Genomic DNA, 14384 nt, shown 5'->3' on the forward strand with positions numbered 1-14384 from the left:
GAAACATGGCGAGACGTCTAACCCATAAACGAATAAAATGGGCCGAACACATCACTTCAGACAGGAAAAGGCATGCGTGTACTGGGGATAGAATCATCCTGTGATGAAACAGGCATTGCGCTATATGACACTGACAAAGGGCTGGTGGCAGACGCACTGTATAGCCAGATTGCACTGCATGCCGAATTCGGGGGCGTCGTACCAGAACTGGCCTCTCGCGACCACATCAGAAAAATAATTCCTCTTATAAAACAAGTTATTAAAGAGGCAAACTCCAGCCTTAAAGCGATAGATGCTATTGCGTATACCTCTGGACCGGGACTCATTGGCGCACTCATGGTGGGTGCCTCGACGGCATGTGGGCTCGCGGAAGCGCTGGGCATTCCGGCACTGGGCGTCCACCACATGGAAGGGCACCTACTGGCCCCCATGCTGGAAGAACACCCGCCGATGTACCCTTTTGTCGCACTCTTGGTCTCCGGCGGCCATAGCCAGCTCATCGACGTGCGAGGTTTAGGGGATTACACGCTGCTCGGTGAAACGGTCGATGATGCCGCAGGTGAGGCCTTCGACAAAGTAGCGAAGATGCTATCCCTTCCCTACCCGGGCGGCCCTGAAGTTTCCCGTCTAGCGGAACAGGGTAACGCTTCCCGCTTCAACTTCCCGCGTCCGATGACCGATCGCCCTGGGCTCGACTTCAGCTTCTCAGGATTGAAAACGCACACGCTAACGACCCTGCGTACGCTGGACGCCGAAGGCGAACTGGATGAACAGGCTCGCGCTGATGTGGCCTGCGCCTTCGAGGATGCCGTCGTCGAAACATTAGCGATCAAATGCCGACGTGCACTCCAGCAGACTGGCCGCTCGCGATTGGTCATGGCCGGTGGCGTTAGCGCCAACCGCAAGCTGCGCAGCCAGCTGGAAGGCATGCTTCAACGTCACGTCAAGGACGCAGAGGTGTTCTACCCTCGCGGTCGCTTCTGTACCGATAACGGCGCTATGATTGCTTACGCAGGGGCGATGCGCCTGCTGGCCGGACAGCAACCCGATGCTCAGATGACGCTGCGCCCCCGCTGGCCGCTGGCAGAACTTCCCGCGCCCGCCTGCCGCTGATCTTGTTGCTGGACCACCAGCAGAACGCCATAGAGGAGTCTGGACACTATGCCAACCCGTGACATCGTCTTTATCGAAGGGCTCGTGCTTGAAACCGTCGTCGGCGTGTATGCGTGGGAAAAGCGCATTCATCAGCGCTTAGTGATGGACCTTGAAATGAGCACGGACATTCGCCAAGCCGCTCAGCATGACGATCTGGAAGGCACGCTCAACTATGCCGCCATCAGTGAGGCGCTGCTTGAGTTCTGCCACACCCACCGCTTCGAACTGATAGAGACCTATGCCGAACGCATGTGCGCCCTGCTGTTGGCACAGTTTGACATTCATCACGTTAAAATGACGCTGCGTAAACCAGGCGCGGTGCCACAGGCTACGAGCGTGGGGATCAAGATCGAACGCTCGCGCGAGGTATCTGCATGACCCTTGCGGTGCTGGGCATCGGCAGCAATATTGGCCGCGAACACAATATTCGCACGGCGCTTGATGCGCTCAGCACTGCGCTGGGGCCATTGGCATTGTCACCTATCGTTGAAAGTGACCCTGTGGGCTACGACTCGACAAGCCGCTTCTACAATATAGTAGTAGGGGTCGAAACAGACCAAAAATTTCAGGAAGTTAAGGCGCTGTGCAAGCGGCTTGAACGTCAGAGCGGCCGCCGTACCGATGAACCGCGTTTCAGCCCCAAGACGCTGGATATCGACGTGCTACTATGGGGTGATGAAGTGACCTCAGGCGATCAACACCCCATACTGCCTCATCCTGATATCGAGCGATTCGCACATGTGCTGTGCCCCCTCGCCCTGCTCTACCCCGATGCGACACACCCAGTCGAGAGAGTGTCGTACAAAGCACTATGGGAACAACGTAAAGCCGACCTGCCCGTGCTGACAGTGCTGCCGCCATCGGTGCTTACTCACCCCGCTGTATAATTGCAGGCAGCCTTATCGACTCATCATTTCACTGCCATCGGTAACGGAACGGGCCATCCTCAAGCAAAGTGCCAGTACGCTATGCGGACTAGCTCATAGTATGAGCCCTGAAGTTAGTATGGTATGGGCTCTGGAGTGACCGATATTCCCCTGCGCTATGGACAAGAAGCGCTATCCCATTCGCCACTGAGCATTGATCAGCCCTATTTGCGGGAGGCTCTTATCTACCCGTTCAGCCGCTGAGGACGACAACACGCACCCATAAGACTGGCGTGCCCGCGGCGCCTACGTGCGTTGCCCCACAATAGGCATACATAGGCCACACTGCCGCGACTGAACTTCATCACCCTCGTCCACCGAAGGATACACACCAGCAAGGCCCACATGCCCGCAGCACCTACGCGCGTTGCCCCACAATAGGCAAGGCCGCACCGCTGCGACTGAACTTCATCACTCTCGCCCACCGAAGGACACACACCAGCAAGGCCGGCATGACCCCGGCACCTACGTGCGTTGCCCCACAATAGGCAGAGGCCACACCGCGGCGGCTAAACCTCATCACTATCATTCACCGAACAAGGCCTATGAACGATAGTGCTAACGATCGTTAGCCCCGCGGAACTTCCGTTGCTTCTCATTGCATGCAGGAAGTACGCCGATAGGCGCTGCCGTTCATTCTTTGCCAACCTTTGCTAACAGCACAGGCTGTAGTCATCAGACATATTGGGCCGATGCTTAGATACAGACGAGAGTAAGAACCGTTCACCGAGCTGATGCCGAGCAGGGGTCAGTTCAACGCGTCTTCGACCAGCTGTTGGCGTTTAGCAGCAATGGCCTGCCCCAAGGCAGCCCCCTGGTAACCCTCGGCCATCAACGCTTGAGGGGAAATGGCGCGGGCATCCTGCGCGAGTTGCTGAAGCTGCTTGCCATCGACGTCAATGCCACAGACGGACAGCAGTGGCAGGATATCGGTCAGGCGGTCTGGATGACGCCAGATATCCAGACGGTCGAAGCCAGCAAGCACTTGTTCGGCCTTCTGAGGACGGGTATGCCACAGTGATACGATCACGGTCAGCTGGCGCGCCAGCAACCGATATTCATTCGGTGTTTTCAGCCCTCGACACAGAGACTCGACCGCATCTTCCGGCAGCGCACTCAACAGCAACGCCCATACCGCCTGCGGCTGTGTAGGGCCTTGGCAAGTGATGTCAGCAGTGCCCAACGATGCAAGGTAGGCCGTTAATCGCTCAATTCCCACTGCTAATGCGCTCGTCGATAACTCTGGGATAACAACGGCCAGTGCACCGGTACGTTCCAGCAGTTCGAAATAGGCGTCGGGATGGCGTTCGCCCAGTGCCTTTTCGGTTTCCTTCCATACCCGCTCAGCCACGAGGTGATTCAGCTCGCCGCTGCGTACCATCCCACAGATCAGCGCTTCCGTTTCAGGCGCTACTGAAAAGCCGTACTGGTGATAGCGCGCGAGAAATCGTGCCGTGCGTAGCACACGCAGCGGGTCTTCAGCGAAGGCATCACTGACATGGCGAAGCTGACGCGCGTCGAGGTCGCGCTTGCCGCCATAGGGATCGACAAGCTGCCCATCGGGAGTCTGCGCGATAGCATTGATGGTCAAATCGCGACGCTTGAGATCATCTTCCAGCGTTACGTCTGGTGCCGCATGGACGGAAAAGCCTGTATAGCCGTGCCCCGATTTGCGCTCGGTTCGCGCTAGGGCATGCTCTTCATGCGTTTCCGGATGCAGGAAGACGGGGAAGTCCTTGCCAACGTTGCGGAATCCGCGTGACAGCATGTCTTCCGGTGTCGCGCCAACAACGACCCAGTCACGCTCATGCCATGGGTGCCCCAGCAGCTGATCGCGCACAGCGCCACCTACCAGATATACATCCAACCCTTGCGTCGGCCTGTCGGTCATCTTCTTCAACTCTCTTTTTCTGTCGCTACCAGCCTGTCAGGGGCGTACTGCCGCAGCCCCTCGATGCCATCTTCCAGACTGTAGACGGCCGTAAATCCCAGCTGATCCAGCCACATGGCTGCGTGTCGGCTGGTTCGTCCTCGGCGGCACACCAGTACAACCGGTGTATCGTGCGCGGTTTGTTCGGCAAAACGCCGCAACCGTATACAGTCATAGTGTTGACTGCCAGGGATATGAAGGCGGTCAAACTGCTCTCGAGGACGGATATCCAGCAACCGAATGGAAGACGGCTGCTGTGCCAGTGCATCAATGAGGGCCTCGCGGCTCAAAGTCTTCCATGTCATAGGAGCATCTCCATCAATAATGGTCTGGCGACCGGTAGTGAATGGAAAACCCTAACGGTGTTTCAGCGAAGTTCCGAGGGCACTTCCACACGCTGCCCCGTTTCAAGCACGACGGCAGCCAGCGCATTGCCCCACACGCAGCCACTGTCCGTTGCAATAACGTCAATGGCAGCACCATCGGCATGCCCTTGCAGCGCGGCCCAGTGCCCGAAGACGATCCGCAGATCATCACGACGAGGATAGGCAAACCACGGTGCTAACCCTGCCGGTGCGTTCTGTGCCGATGCCTTCGCGTTGAAATCCAGTGTGCCATCTGCGGTGATGAAACGCATCCGTGTCAGCGTATTGGTAATCGCACGCAGCCTGTCCCACCCTGTCAGTGATTCATCGAAACGAGCGGGCGCATTGCCGTGCATGTGCGATATGAACATCGCCCAGTCGTCGCTCTGCAGCGCACGTTCGATTTCACGTGCACGGCTGCGCGCTTGTTCAAGCGTCCACTGCGGTGGGAGCCCGGCATGAGTCATCACCGTACGCGTGCCGGCGATGAGGCCATCGACCAGTAGTGACTGATGGCGCAACCAGTCGATCCATTCATCACAATCAGGTGCATCAAGGATAGCGTCCAGCGTGTCACCCTTGCGTGGCTGAACCACACCCTGACTCACGGCCAGCAGGTTGAGGTCGTGGTTACCGAGCACCACGCGCGCTTTTAGCTGCCGCGCCATGCGCAGACACCCCATTGAGTCCGGTCCACGATTGATGAGATCGCCAACCAGCCATAGTGCATCATGCACCGCATCGAAGGCGACGGCATCAAGCAATCGCTCGAACGTAGCGCGGCAACCGTGCAGGTCCCCGATCACGATAGTCCGTCGAGATTCCGTCATACTGTCTCCTTCTGTCATAGCGCGCATGTGCGAAACACTGAATGGGATACGCTTGGTGGCCTTACTCGGCGTCAGCAGCCGGTGCTGAGCGGAACACGTGGTTGGCCATCGTGACCCACTCTTCGAGCGTGAGCACTTCTGGACGCTTCGCAGGGTCGATGCCCAGCGCGATGATGTCATCGGCGGACAACGTGCCTTTCAGATTATTGCGCAGTGTCTTGCGTCGCTGCGAGAACCCCTGTCGCACAATGGATTCGAACGTTTCGTAATCATCGGCAGGGTGAGGCAGTGTGTTATGCGGTATCAGGCGCACAATGGCCGAATCCACTTTCGGACGCGGTACGAACGCTTCCGGCGGCACGAGGAACAGTTCGTCGACATGACAGAAATACTGCGTCATAACCGACAGGCGTCCCCACGAATTGCTGCCCGGAGTGGCGGCCAGACGCTGCACCACTTCCTTTTGCAGCATGAAGTGCATGTCCTTGATCGCACCGCGTGAAGCCAGCAGGTGGAAGATCAGCGGCGTCGAAATGTTATAGGGCAAGTTACCCACCACACGCAGCGGCTCCCCTTCTCCACGCAGCGCATGGAAATCGAACTTCAGGGCATCAGCGTTGTGCAGACGGAATCCCGGATAAGCAAAGAACTGGGTGCGCAGACCCGTAATCAGATCGCGGTCCAGCTCGATGGCATCAAGGTCGCCAGTCGCATCCAACAGCATCTCAGTAATAGCCCCCTGCCCTGGGCCGATCTCGACCAGACGATCGCCGTCACGCGGACGGATGGAGGAAACGATGCGTGAAATGATGCCGGTATCACGCAGGAAGTTCTGGCCGAAACGCTTGCGGGCGCGGTGACCGCCCGTCGGCAGCCATGATGATGAACTCATAATAAAACCTTGCTCTGCCGCTACCCGCGGCGCATGACGCTCTGCTAGGGCACGCCGAACTCTGCGCGCCCATCAACAAAACGGTTATCGTGAAACCACAGCGGCACCCACAAGGGGTGCCGCTGCACTTGGAATGGGAACGCCATGTTACCACTGTCGCCGTGGGACGGCAGCGCCTAACATGCGCACCATAACGCTACGCCTTACTGCTGTTCAGCAGGCTGAGGAGCGGGGGCACTGACGCCATTACTGTCTTGCGGGTAAAGGCGGTTATCGATGTATGCCCCAGCCTTCAGTTCCTGCAGCCAGCCATCCAGATCTTCTTCGGCCTTGCGCTGGAAAATGGCACGACGCGCCTGTTCACGTTCAAACTGTACCGTGACGTCCTGAGTGCGACGTCCTTCGACCTCAATCAGGTGCCAGCCGAACGGAGACTGTACAGGCCCCATCAGCTTGCCTTCTGGTGCGGTCTTCAGCACCTGCGCAAAGCTCGGCACCATGTCGTCGGCATCGACCCAGCCCAGCTCGCCGCCACTCAGTGCGGTACCGTGATCGTCGCTATTGGCCTTGGCCAGCGTAGCGAAATCTTCACCGCTCAGGATGCGCTGTTTGATGGACGAGGCCTGCTGCAGAGCTTCCTGCTGCGAACGGATCGGATTCGGCGCAATCAGGATATGGCGCGCCTTGTACTGCTGCACGATATGGCGCTGAACGTCACGGCCACGTCGATCAACCAGCTTGACCAGATGGAAACCACTGCCGCTTCGAATTGGTGCGCTGACTTCGCCAACAGTCATGTTCGGTACTGCATTGGCGAAGATAGTCGGCATGTCGTCACGACGACGCCAGCCCAGATCGCCTCCAGAGAAGGCATCGTTACCGGACGAACCGGCAGCCGCTGCGGTCTGGAAGTCCTCGCCATCGGCAATCGCACGGCGCAGCTGCTCAATGCGCTGCTGGGCGGCCGCCACTTGTTCGGCGTTCGGGTTTTCTGGCAGCGGCACGAGGATGTGTGCCAGATGATATTCAACGTTTTGCGCCGTTGCCATGCGCGCCAGATACTGATCAATCTCTTGGTCTGTGACACGCACCTGACCCGCAACGCTGCCCTGCTGCACCATGCTCAGCAGCATTTCACGGCGAATCTGTTCGCGCACGTCGGAGAAGCGATATCCCTGCCGTTCCAGTGAATCGATGAACTGGTTAACGGTCATGTGATTATTGGCGGCAATGCCCTGCAGCGCGTTATTAAACTGTTCATCGGAAACGCTCAGATGCGCGCGGGTGGCCATCTGCAGCTGGATATCTTCCAGAATCAGACGGTCGAGCACCTGCTGACGCAGCGCTTCTGGTGCAGGCTGAGCGATGCCGCGCTGCTGAAGCTGGGTTGCCACCTGGCGAACGCGCTTGTCCAGGTCGCTGCGCATGATGACATCCTGATTGACGATGGCAGCGATGCCATCGACCGGTTCAGCCGGAGCGGCATTCACCGTAGCGGCACTGCCAAGCAGACAGGCCATCCCCAAAGATGCCAGCAGTCGCTTACCTTTGGAACGCTGCGCGATACCTTCCATGTCATGGCCTTTCTTCATCATATGAACCCTTGCGGTCTGTCAGAGGCATAGCGCCTCGTGTGTCCGTTCGTTAGGTAGTGCTGCCGAACCTCGCCATCATGCGGGGCTCGGCAAGCGGGCACTTACTGGAAAAGTACCGGATCGTAGCCTTCAATGGCCTGCTGGTAGTAGGTTTCAGGCTTGTTGCCGAGCCCACCTAGCCCTTTCAGCATGAAACGCAGGAAGATGCCTCGTTTGAGTTCATCGTCCGCAATGGTGTTGGTGGTGTCATTGTCATCGCGATAAACACGCCATGCCACCTCAACCGCATAACAGCAATCGTTGTACTGAACACCGGCCAGCGCTTCAAGCGAGCGATCGTTGGTGTGATCGTACAGATAGCGCCCAACCACTGAGAACGGCCCATTCACCTTGAGTGCGAACGAGGTGTCGTACTCTTCACGGTTGTAGCCCAAACGGTCGTCCAGATCGCCTGACGGATCAAAGTCTTTCACCTGCCAGCGGTAGCCGAGATTGAAGATACGACCGGCCGGGTGCTGGTAGTGCAGATAGACTTCATTGCGTTCCGTTTGACCGCGTTCGGTATCAAAGAAGTTGGCATAGCGGACGCGGTAACGATCATTGATGTTCCACGTGAGCTGACCGATCGCAGGTGAATTCTTGCGATGGTTCATGTACCAGTAATCGCTTTTCGGATCGTTGAAGTTCTTGCTGGGATCGTTGTCGGTGACTTTTCGGTCTTCGAAGTAGCGACTTTGACCAATAGAAGCGGTAAATCGTTCACGACCGGTCGCATCTTCAAGGAAACGCGAACTGACACCGTAGGACAGTTTATTGACGTCACCGATGCGGTCGATGCCGTTGAAACGGAACGGCGTCCACAGCTGTGACCATGACGGCGACAGGTAGTCGGTATCGAAGGTCGGCAGATTGTCTTGATCGCGATGCGGCACGTAGGCGTAGTACAGGCGCGGTTCCAACGTCTGGCGCCAATCGCTGCCAAACAGGTGCGTCGGACGCTCAAAGACTAACCCAGAATCAACGCTGAGCACCGGTACAGCACGGCCCGGGGACTTGTCCCAATCACGATTGCCGGCCTGCTTCCAATCAAGCTGATACTGAGTCAGGTACATCTGCGCACGCGGCTCGAAGAAGCCCCAAGACGGTGCGCGACGGTAGCCAATAGCGGGGGCAAGATTGAGACGCGCCCCGGTCACCGCTTCGGTTGGATCAATGCCGCTGTTGTTCCATCTCACGTCACGAGTGAAGTTGGTAACGTTGCTGTTCCATTCCTCGTAGGTGCCGCTCGGCTGGTGCCACGAGGCATTGGCCGACAAGGACGGCAGTTCATAGAACGGCTTGTCTTTGTCCTTCACGGGGAAGTCCATGACCTGATAGCCACGGGCACGGGCCTGCAGGTGCCATACATCGCCCTGATAGTCGATCTGGGCACGACGTTCGAGGTTGTCGGTGTTCTGCTCGGCAAACGTGGAGCCGAAATCTTCGAAGTAGTTGCCATCGCTGGCGGCACCGTAGCGCAGCTGGTAGGTCGTGCGCGCGTTGAACGAGCCGTCATGTTGGAAGTTGATATACCAGCGTTTCTTCTGACGCAGCAGCTCATAGTTGCTGTCGTCGCGTGAACCACCCTTGTCACTGTTAAGGTAGTTGCCATCAATCGTGCCGCGATCGGTATCAAACAGATAACGGAACTGACCGCCCATCACTAGGCCGCGGCGCGCCATATAACGCGGATACAGCGTGGCATCGTAATTGGGCGCTAGGTTGAGATAGATGGGCTGAAGGTAATCAAAGCCGTTGCTGTTGCTATAGCCCACTGAGGGGTAGAGCATCCCGGTCAAGCGACGATCGTCGATCGGGAAGCGCACCCACGGCCAGTAGAATACGGGGACATCGTAGAAGCGCAGCGTGGAATGCGTCGCGGTACCGTAACCCGCTGCACGGTTGATGACGACGTTATGACCGTTGAGCGTCCACAAGCGACTCTGCGGTTCGCAGGTCGTGAACGAGCCGCTTAGGATTCGGTACTGACCATCGTTGAGACGTTCGAGGCGTTGGGCATTCCCGCGCAGACGCGCCTGATGGAAAACAAAGTAGGCGCGCTGAACGTCGGCGGCCTGATTATTGAGGCCGAATTCCCCCTGATCGCCGCGCACCAGCACGCCCGGCTGACGGTAGGTGATCGGTCCCTGCAGGTCGACCTTGCTGCGGTCGTTGGCTAGCGTCGCCTGCGACGCCTGCAACTGCTGTTCACCCTGACGCAGAATGACGCGACCGTTCAGCTCGGTCTGCCCTTCACTGCCGTAGGTCGCCGTGTCGGATTGTCCACGCACGTGCCCTGCTTCGGCCGCTGGCGCTAGCAGGTAATCGGGCATGACATAGTGCCCCTGACAGACTTCTCCTGCCGGGCGATCGCTGCCCCATGCCACCCAGTCAAGCTGATCGGCGGGAAGGCTGGCGAGATCTTCGGCGTTAACCAGCGTCCCTACGCCGGCTACCGAAACGACGCCTGCCAGCCACGCCACTGTACGAAAGGTGCGCTGCCCCATCTTTTTCGTGTCCTTACGTCCGATTTCCGTCTGAATACCGTATCATTGACCGGTAAGCTCTATGCTATCGACAGCATCAGGTCTGCCAGTGTACCCACGGCCATATGACGTCATGTGTCTTTATAGAATGAAACTCACACTCACGACGTGAATCCTGAGGTGGAAGTCTACAGGCAGGTCTTATCTCGACACCAGCCTGCGCAGAGCATGCCCGCCTCTTCTGCACGTTGGCATCAGCAGGCCTTGGCCTTCCATTGTTCATATCATACAGGCATTGTATCTCATCATGCGCCATGATGCGGTGCCCGTTCATGCATCACGCGCTAAAGCGCACTATGCTATTTCGCCAGTGGCGAAGCCCTTCATGCGGTGCCTTCGCGCTTTTCCGGACATACTCAACAGGAGTGGATATGAATTCTGCCCTGCACCGACGATGCTTCCTACTGCTGTTGGCAATGGTGACCATTGCCTTCTGCTGGATACTACTTCCCTATTTCGGTGCCATCTTCTGGGCGGCAACGCTGGCCCTTGTATTCAACCCTCTTCAGCAGTGGCTGGTGCGACGCTTCAACGGCCGTCGCAATCTGGCCGCGATGGCCACGCTGCTGATCTGCTTCGTCATGGTCATCATTCCTGGCACGCTGATCATCACGTCAATGGTGCAGGAAGGGGCCAGCCTCTACCAGCGTATCCGCAATGGCGATATCAATCTGGGCAGCTATATCAGCCAGCTCCAGAATTCGCTGCCACCGTCGCTGGACAGCTGGCTGGAGCGCACAGGTATCGGTAACTTCAATGAACTGCGCGACAAGTTTTCAGCCGGTGCGATGCAAGGCAGCCAATACGTGGCCACCCAGCTGCTCAGCATCGGGCAGAACACCGTCCAGTTCGTGACCAGCTTGGGCATCATGATCTATCTGATGTTCTTCTTTTTCCGTGACGGTCCACAGCTTACTGCGCTGCTGCTGCGCGCTATTCCGCTCAGCCACCATCATAAGACGCAGTTGCTCGACAAGTTCGCCGCCGTTGTGCGCGCCACGGTCAAAGGCAACGTCATCATCGCCATCATTCAAGGCTGCATTGGTGGCGTCACACTGTGGGGGCTGGGAGTGGAAGCGGCACTGCTGTGGGGGGTCATGATGTCGTTCCTGTCCCTGCTGCCGGCCATCGGGGCCGCGCTGGTGTGGATTCCGGTCGTCATTTATTTTCTTGCTACTGGCGCCTTTCTCAAAGCGGCCATCCTGTCCTTTGTCGGGGTGGTGGTCATCGGGCTGGTGGATAACCTGCTGCGCCCGCCGCTGGTCGGCAAGGACACCAAGATGCCCGACTATGTGGTGCTGACGGCCACCATTGGCGGGATGTCGCTGTTCGGTATTAACGGTTTCGTGATTGGCCCGCTGATCGCCGCGCTGTTCATGGCGACATGGGCACTGTTCATTGCCGAAGAATGATCTTCACAGCCAGCCCGTAACGCACGAACAACTGCTCATGCGTAGCGTGCTTTAGCGTTAGGTATTTGGATAAAAAGAAGAAGCGCCCGAGCGTTACAGTCGCCCGGGCGCTTCTTCTTTTCTGACGTTGACGGCGGCATGAGGCCTAGCGTACTCGTTTACACATGGGCACTACGTTATCCATCACGCAGCGTCAGGATAGCCGCGCCGCTTCACTCAGCGATCGTGCGACGCTATCAACCTGCCGGCCACCCCATGCGACGGCCACCCATCATGTGCAGGTGGATATGGTAGACACTCTGGCCACCGTATTCGTTGCAGTTCATCACAACACGATAGCCATCCTCTGCAATCCCCTTCTCGTGTGCGAGCTGTGCAGCAATGCGATAGAGGTGACCGACCAGCGCTTCATCTTCTTCGCTGATATCGTTGATGGTGGGAATCTCTTTCTTCGGCACAATCAGCACATGCATCGGGGCCTGCGGATCAATGTCGTTGAACGCGATGGCCTGATCGTCTTCATAAACGATATCTGCCGGAATCTCGCGATTGATGATGCGAGTGAACAGTGTGCTCATACGGTGACTCCTTGATAGCGGCAAAATGCCCATCGACTACGGACAGCCGACAGCAATGCGGCTCATTATGACGTGTCCGAGCGCCAATGATAACGCCTTCCAGCACTTGGATATGCGTACCGACAATAACGTACTAGGCGTGCAAGTGACTCATCGCGGCGGTAACTCTGGTATGCTCTGCTTAAGCACAGGGCATCTTTTCGCCCGACTCGGCTCCACCTCTCTGTCTGGAAGACAGGACATGAACCTGATTCTCGTAGCGCCTTCCGATATCGTGACGTCCCATGCGGCGCCCTCTTCGCTTTCCGATGCTCAGCCGCTCGATGTTCGCATCACCGATCAGCGCCGCCTGCGCCACCTGCACGAAGTGCACCGCGCCAGCGTTGGTGACGGCTTCAACATGGGCGTACTGAACGGCGACATGGGGCGCGGCACACTGACGGCGCTCAATAGCACCGAAGCGCGCTTCGAACTGACCCTCGATACGCCACCGCCGCCGGCATTGCCACTGCACCTGATTCTGGCGCTCCCGCGCCCGCGCATGCTGGCCCGTACACTGGAAAACATCACAGCGCTGGGCGTCAAACAGGTCACACTGCTGAACACCCGCCGCGTTGAAAAGAGTTACTGGCAGTCGCCGGAACTGGCGCGCGAGAAGATCGACCAGCATCTGTGGCTGGGGCTTGAGCAAACACGCGATACATGCTGGCCGGACATTCAGCTGGAACCGCTATTCAAACCGTTCGTCGAAGATCGCCTACCAGCACTGCTGGAAGGCAAGCAAGGCCTGATCGCACACCCGCATACCGAACGGGAATGCCCGCGCGGACTGTCACTGTCACAGCCCACCGTACTGGCCATTGGTCCCGAAGGCGGTTTCATTCCTTACGAAGTGGAACAGCTGACCGCAGCGGGTCTAGCACCCGTGCATATCGGCCCGCGTATCCTGCGCGTCGAAACGGCCGTCGTGGCACTGCTGTCTCGTCTCTACTGATTCCTGTCGAGGTCTGTGCCGTTATACCGAACAGGCCTCACTCTACTTTCCACCTTCACGCTTTCATTTTCATTCACTGACTCAAACCTGCTCGCTCAACGTTACTGAAGACGTCCCCATGAATCCCCAAAACCCGATAGAACTTCGCCTGCTCAAGCAGTCCACCATCGTGATGGCGCTGGTAGCACTCATCGACACTGTCTTCGGGATTGCGGCGGCCTCTCAATCGATCCTGTTCGACGGTCTGTTCTCTGCCGTTGCCGCCGCCATCAAGATGCTGATGTTTATCACAGCCCGCCTGATTCCCCGCGAAGGCAGCCCTCGCTTCCAATACGGCTACTGGCACCTCGAACCCATCGCCTTGCTGGTGGAAAGCGGCTTTCTGCTGGTATTGGCTATTTACGCGATGACCAGCGGTATCGTAGGCGTGATGAGCGGCGGCCATACCATCGACTTCGGCATTGCAGCGGTCTATGCCGCGGTATGTGCACTGGTTGAGTTGAGTTACTTCTTCTATCTGCGCCATTGGGGACAGCGGATCGGCTCACTGATGGTGCGCTACGATACTGCCAGCTGGCTGATGGACGCGATCCTATCGCTTGGGCTACTGATCAGCTTCGTCGGGGCATGGGCACTGTCGAATACGCGCTTGGGTTGGATCACGCCTTACCTTGACCCGATCATCCTGATGGCCGCGGCCCTGTTCCTGATTCCGGGCTGCTTCAAGATGCTCAAGCCTGCGCTGCGCGACATTCTAGAAATCGTTCCGCGCGAACGTGACGAGCAGGTGCAAGCAGCCATGAGTGCTTTCGTAGCCGAGCACGGCCTAAGCGGCTATACCTCGTATATCCAGAAAAGCGGGCGCGCGCTGTTCATCGAAATCAACGTATTGGTACCGCTCGACTACCCCATCGACACCATCGACACTTTCGATCAACTGCGTTACGAAATTGCCGACAGACTGGGTGAGGACACTCCTGGCCGCTGGCTGACCATCACCTTCACTGGCGACCGCTACTGGGCAGATTAGCGCTACCTTTCAACAACCTTTCGTCATAGTGGCGGCCTGTCTGGTGGGGTGATACCTTTTAGTCAGGTCGGCTCAGTGTGACAGGGCACTTA

13 protein-coding genes are annotated in these 14384 nt (G+C 57.7%); 6 read left to right on the forward strand and 7 right to left on the reverse strand.

Annotated elements, in window-relative coordinates; all coding sequences use genetic code 11:
* Positions 1-72 precede the first annotated feature (72 nt).
* Genes tsaD through folK form a run of 3 tightly spaced genes read left to right on the forward strand, consistent with a single transcriptional unit; the run spans position 73 to position 2042 of the window.
* On the forward strand, positions 73-1113 hold the full coding sequence (tsaD, locus tag ZBT109_RS10175) for a tRNA (adenosine(37)-N6)-threonylcarbamoyltransferase complex transferase subunit TsaD (protein ID WP_027705933.1): 1041 nt from the start codon (positions 73-75) through the stop codon (positions 1111-1113).
* A gap of 48 nt (positions 1114-1161) precedes the next feature.
* Complete coding sequence (gene folB, locus ZBT109_RS10180) at positions 1162-1533, forward strand: dihydroneopterin aldolase (protein ID WP_038279179.1); 372 nt, start codon at positions 1162-1164, stop codon at positions 1531-1533.
* Complete coding sequence (gene folK / locus ZBT109_RS10185) at positions 1530-2042, forward strand: 2-amino-4-hydroxy-6-hydroxymethyldihydropteridine diphosphokinase (RefSeq protein WP_027705931.1); 513 nt, start codon at positions 1530-1532, stop codon at positions 2040-2042. The genes folB and folK overlap by 4 nt, the downstream gene beginning before the upstream one ends.
* 787 nt (positions 2043-2829) lie before the next feature.
* Here the strand turns inward: folK and ZBT109_RS10190 are convergent.
* From ZBT109_RS10190 to ZBT109_RS10215, 6 genes are all read right to left on the reverse strand, one after another.
* Positions 2830-3972 (reverse strand): CCA tRNA nucleotidyltransferase, encoded by a 1143-nt coding sequence (locus ZBT109_RS10190; RefSeq protein ID WP_027705930.1) that lies wholly within the window; start codon positions 3970-3972, stop codon positions 2830-2832.
* Between the two features lie 5 nt (positions 3973-3977).
* Positions 3978-4316 (reverse strand): rhodanese-like domain-containing protein, encoded by a 339-nt coding sequence (locus tag ZBT109_RS10195; RefSeq protein ID WP_051524129.1) that lies wholly within the window; start codon positions 4314-4316, stop codon positions 3978-3980.
* 62 nt (positions 4317-4378) lie between these two features.
* Positions 4379-5206, reverse strand: a complete 828-nt coding sequence (locus ZBT109_RS10200) for a symmetrical bis(5'-nucleosyl)-tetraphosphatase (RefSeq protein WP_027705929.1) — start codon at positions 5204-5206, stop codon at positions 4379-4381.
* Positions 5207-5267: 61 nt separating this feature from the next.
* On the reverse strand, positions 5268-6098 hold the full coding sequence (gene rsmA / locus ZBT109_RS10205; RefSeq protein WP_027705928.1) for a 16S rRNA (adenine(1518)-N(6)/adenine(1519)-N(6))-dimethyltransferase RsmA: 831 nt from the start codon (positions 6096-6098) through the stop codon (positions 5268-5270).
* A 203-nt stretch (positions 6099-6301) separates the two neighbouring features.
* The gene (locus ZBT109_RS10210; protein WP_084261894.1) at positions 6302-7693 is read right to left on the reverse strand and encodes a peptidylprolyl isomerase; all 1392 of its coding nucleotides are present in this window, start codon (positions 7691-7693) and stop codon (positions 6302-6304) included.
* A gap of 101 nt (positions 7694-7794) precedes the next feature.
* Positions 7795-10239, reverse strand: coding sequence for an LPS-assembly protein LptD (locus tag ZBT109_RS10215; protein ID WP_027705927.1), 2445 nt, complete (start codon positions 10237-10239; stop codon positions 7795-7797).
* A 410-nt stretch (positions 10240-10649) separates the two neighbouring features.
* Here ZBT109_RS10215 and ZBT109_RS10220 point away from each other — a divergent pair, with 410 nt between their 5' ends.
* Complete coding sequence (locus tag ZBT109_RS10220; protein ID WP_027705926.1) at positions 10650-11690, forward strand: AI-2E family transporter; 1041 nt, start codon at positions 10650-10652, stop codon at positions 11688-11690.
* Between the two features lie 236 nt (positions 11691-11926).
* Here ZBT109_RS10220 and ZBT109_RS10225 read toward each other — a convergent pair whose 3' ends face one another.
* Complete coding sequence (locus ZBT109_RS10225) at positions 11927-12268, reverse strand: histidine triad nucleotide-binding protein (RefSeq protein ID WP_027705925.1); 342 nt, start codon at positions 12266-12268, stop codon at positions 11927-11929.
* Positions 12269-12509: 241 nt separating this feature from the next.
* On the opposite strand from ZBT109_RS10225, the gene ZBT109_RS10230 reads away from it, so the two are divergent.
* Together ZBT109_RS10230 and ZBT109_RS10235 are read left to right on the forward strand one after the other, a co-directional pair.
* Positions 12510-13262 (forward strand): 16S rRNA (uracil(1498)-N(3))-methyltransferase, encoded by a 753-nt coding sequence (locus ZBT109_RS10230; RefSeq protein ID WP_027705924.1) that lies wholly within the window; start codon positions 12510-12512, stop codon positions 13260-13262.
* 118 nt (positions 13263-13380) lie between these two features.
* Positions 13381-14292 (forward strand): cation diffusion facilitator family transporter, encoded by a 912-nt coding sequence (locus ZBT109_RS10235; protein ID WP_027705923.1) that lies wholly within the window; start codon positions 13381-13383, stop codon positions 14290-14292.
* The last annotated feature ends 92 nt before the right edge of the window (positions 14293-14384 follow it).

It is taken from the genome of Zymobacter palmae (genome assembly GCF_003610015.1).
GTDB lineage: Bacteria > Pseudomonadota > Gammaproteobacteria > Pseudomonadales > Halomonadaceae > Zymobacter > Zymobacter palmae.

Coding starts and splice junctions, on each gene's coding strand:
- tsaD (WP_027705933.1), top strand. CDS start 73: ATGCGTGTACTGGGGATAGAATCATCCTGTGATGAAACAGGCATTGCG.
- ZBT109_RS10215 (WP_027705927.1), bottom strand. CDS start 10,239: ATGGGGCAGCGCACCTTTCGTACAGTGGCGTGGCTGGCAGGCGTCGTT.
- ZBT109_RS10200 (WP_027705929.1), bottom strand. CDS start 5,206: ATGACGGAATCTCGACGGACTATCGTGATCGGGGACCTGCACGGTTGC.
- ZBT109_RS10230 (WP_027705924.1), top strand. CDS start 12,510: ATGAACCTGATTCTCGTAGCGCCTTCCGATATCGTGACGTCCCATGCG.
- ZBT109_RS10195 (WP_051524129.1), bottom strand. CDS start 4,316: ATGACATGGAAGACTTTGAGCCGCGAGGCCCTCATTGATGCACTGGCA.
- ZBT109_RS10225 (WP_027705925.1), bottom strand. CDS start 12,268: ATGAGCACACTGTTCACTCGCATCATCAATCGCGAGATTCCGGCAGAT.
- ZBT109_RS10220 (WP_027705926.1), top strand. CDS start 10,650: ATGAATTCTGCCCTGCACCGACGATGCTTCCTACTGCTGTTGGCAATG.
- ZBT109_RS10210 (WP_084261894.1), bottom strand. CDS start 7,693: ATGATGAAGAAAGGCCATGACATGGAAGGTATCGCGCAGCGTTCCAAA.
- rsmA (WP_027705928.1), bottom strand. CDS start 6,098: ATGAGTTCATCATCATGGCTGCCGACGGGCGGTCACCGCGCCCGCAAG.
- ZBT109_RS10190 (WP_027705930.1), bottom strand. CDS start 3,972: ATGACCGACAGGCCGACGCAAGGGTTGGATGTATATCTGGTAGGTGGC.
- folK (WP_027705931.1), top strand. CDS start 1,530: ATGACCCTTGCGGTGCTGGGCATCGGCAGCAATATTGGCCGCGAACAC.
- folB (WP_038279179.1), top strand. CDS start 1,162: ATGCCAACCCGTGACATCGTCTTTATCGAAGGGCTCGTGCTTGAAACC.
- ZBT109_RS10235 (WP_027705923.1), top strand. CDS start 13,381: ATGAATCCCCAAAACCCGATAGAACTTCGCCTGCTCAAGCAGTCCACC.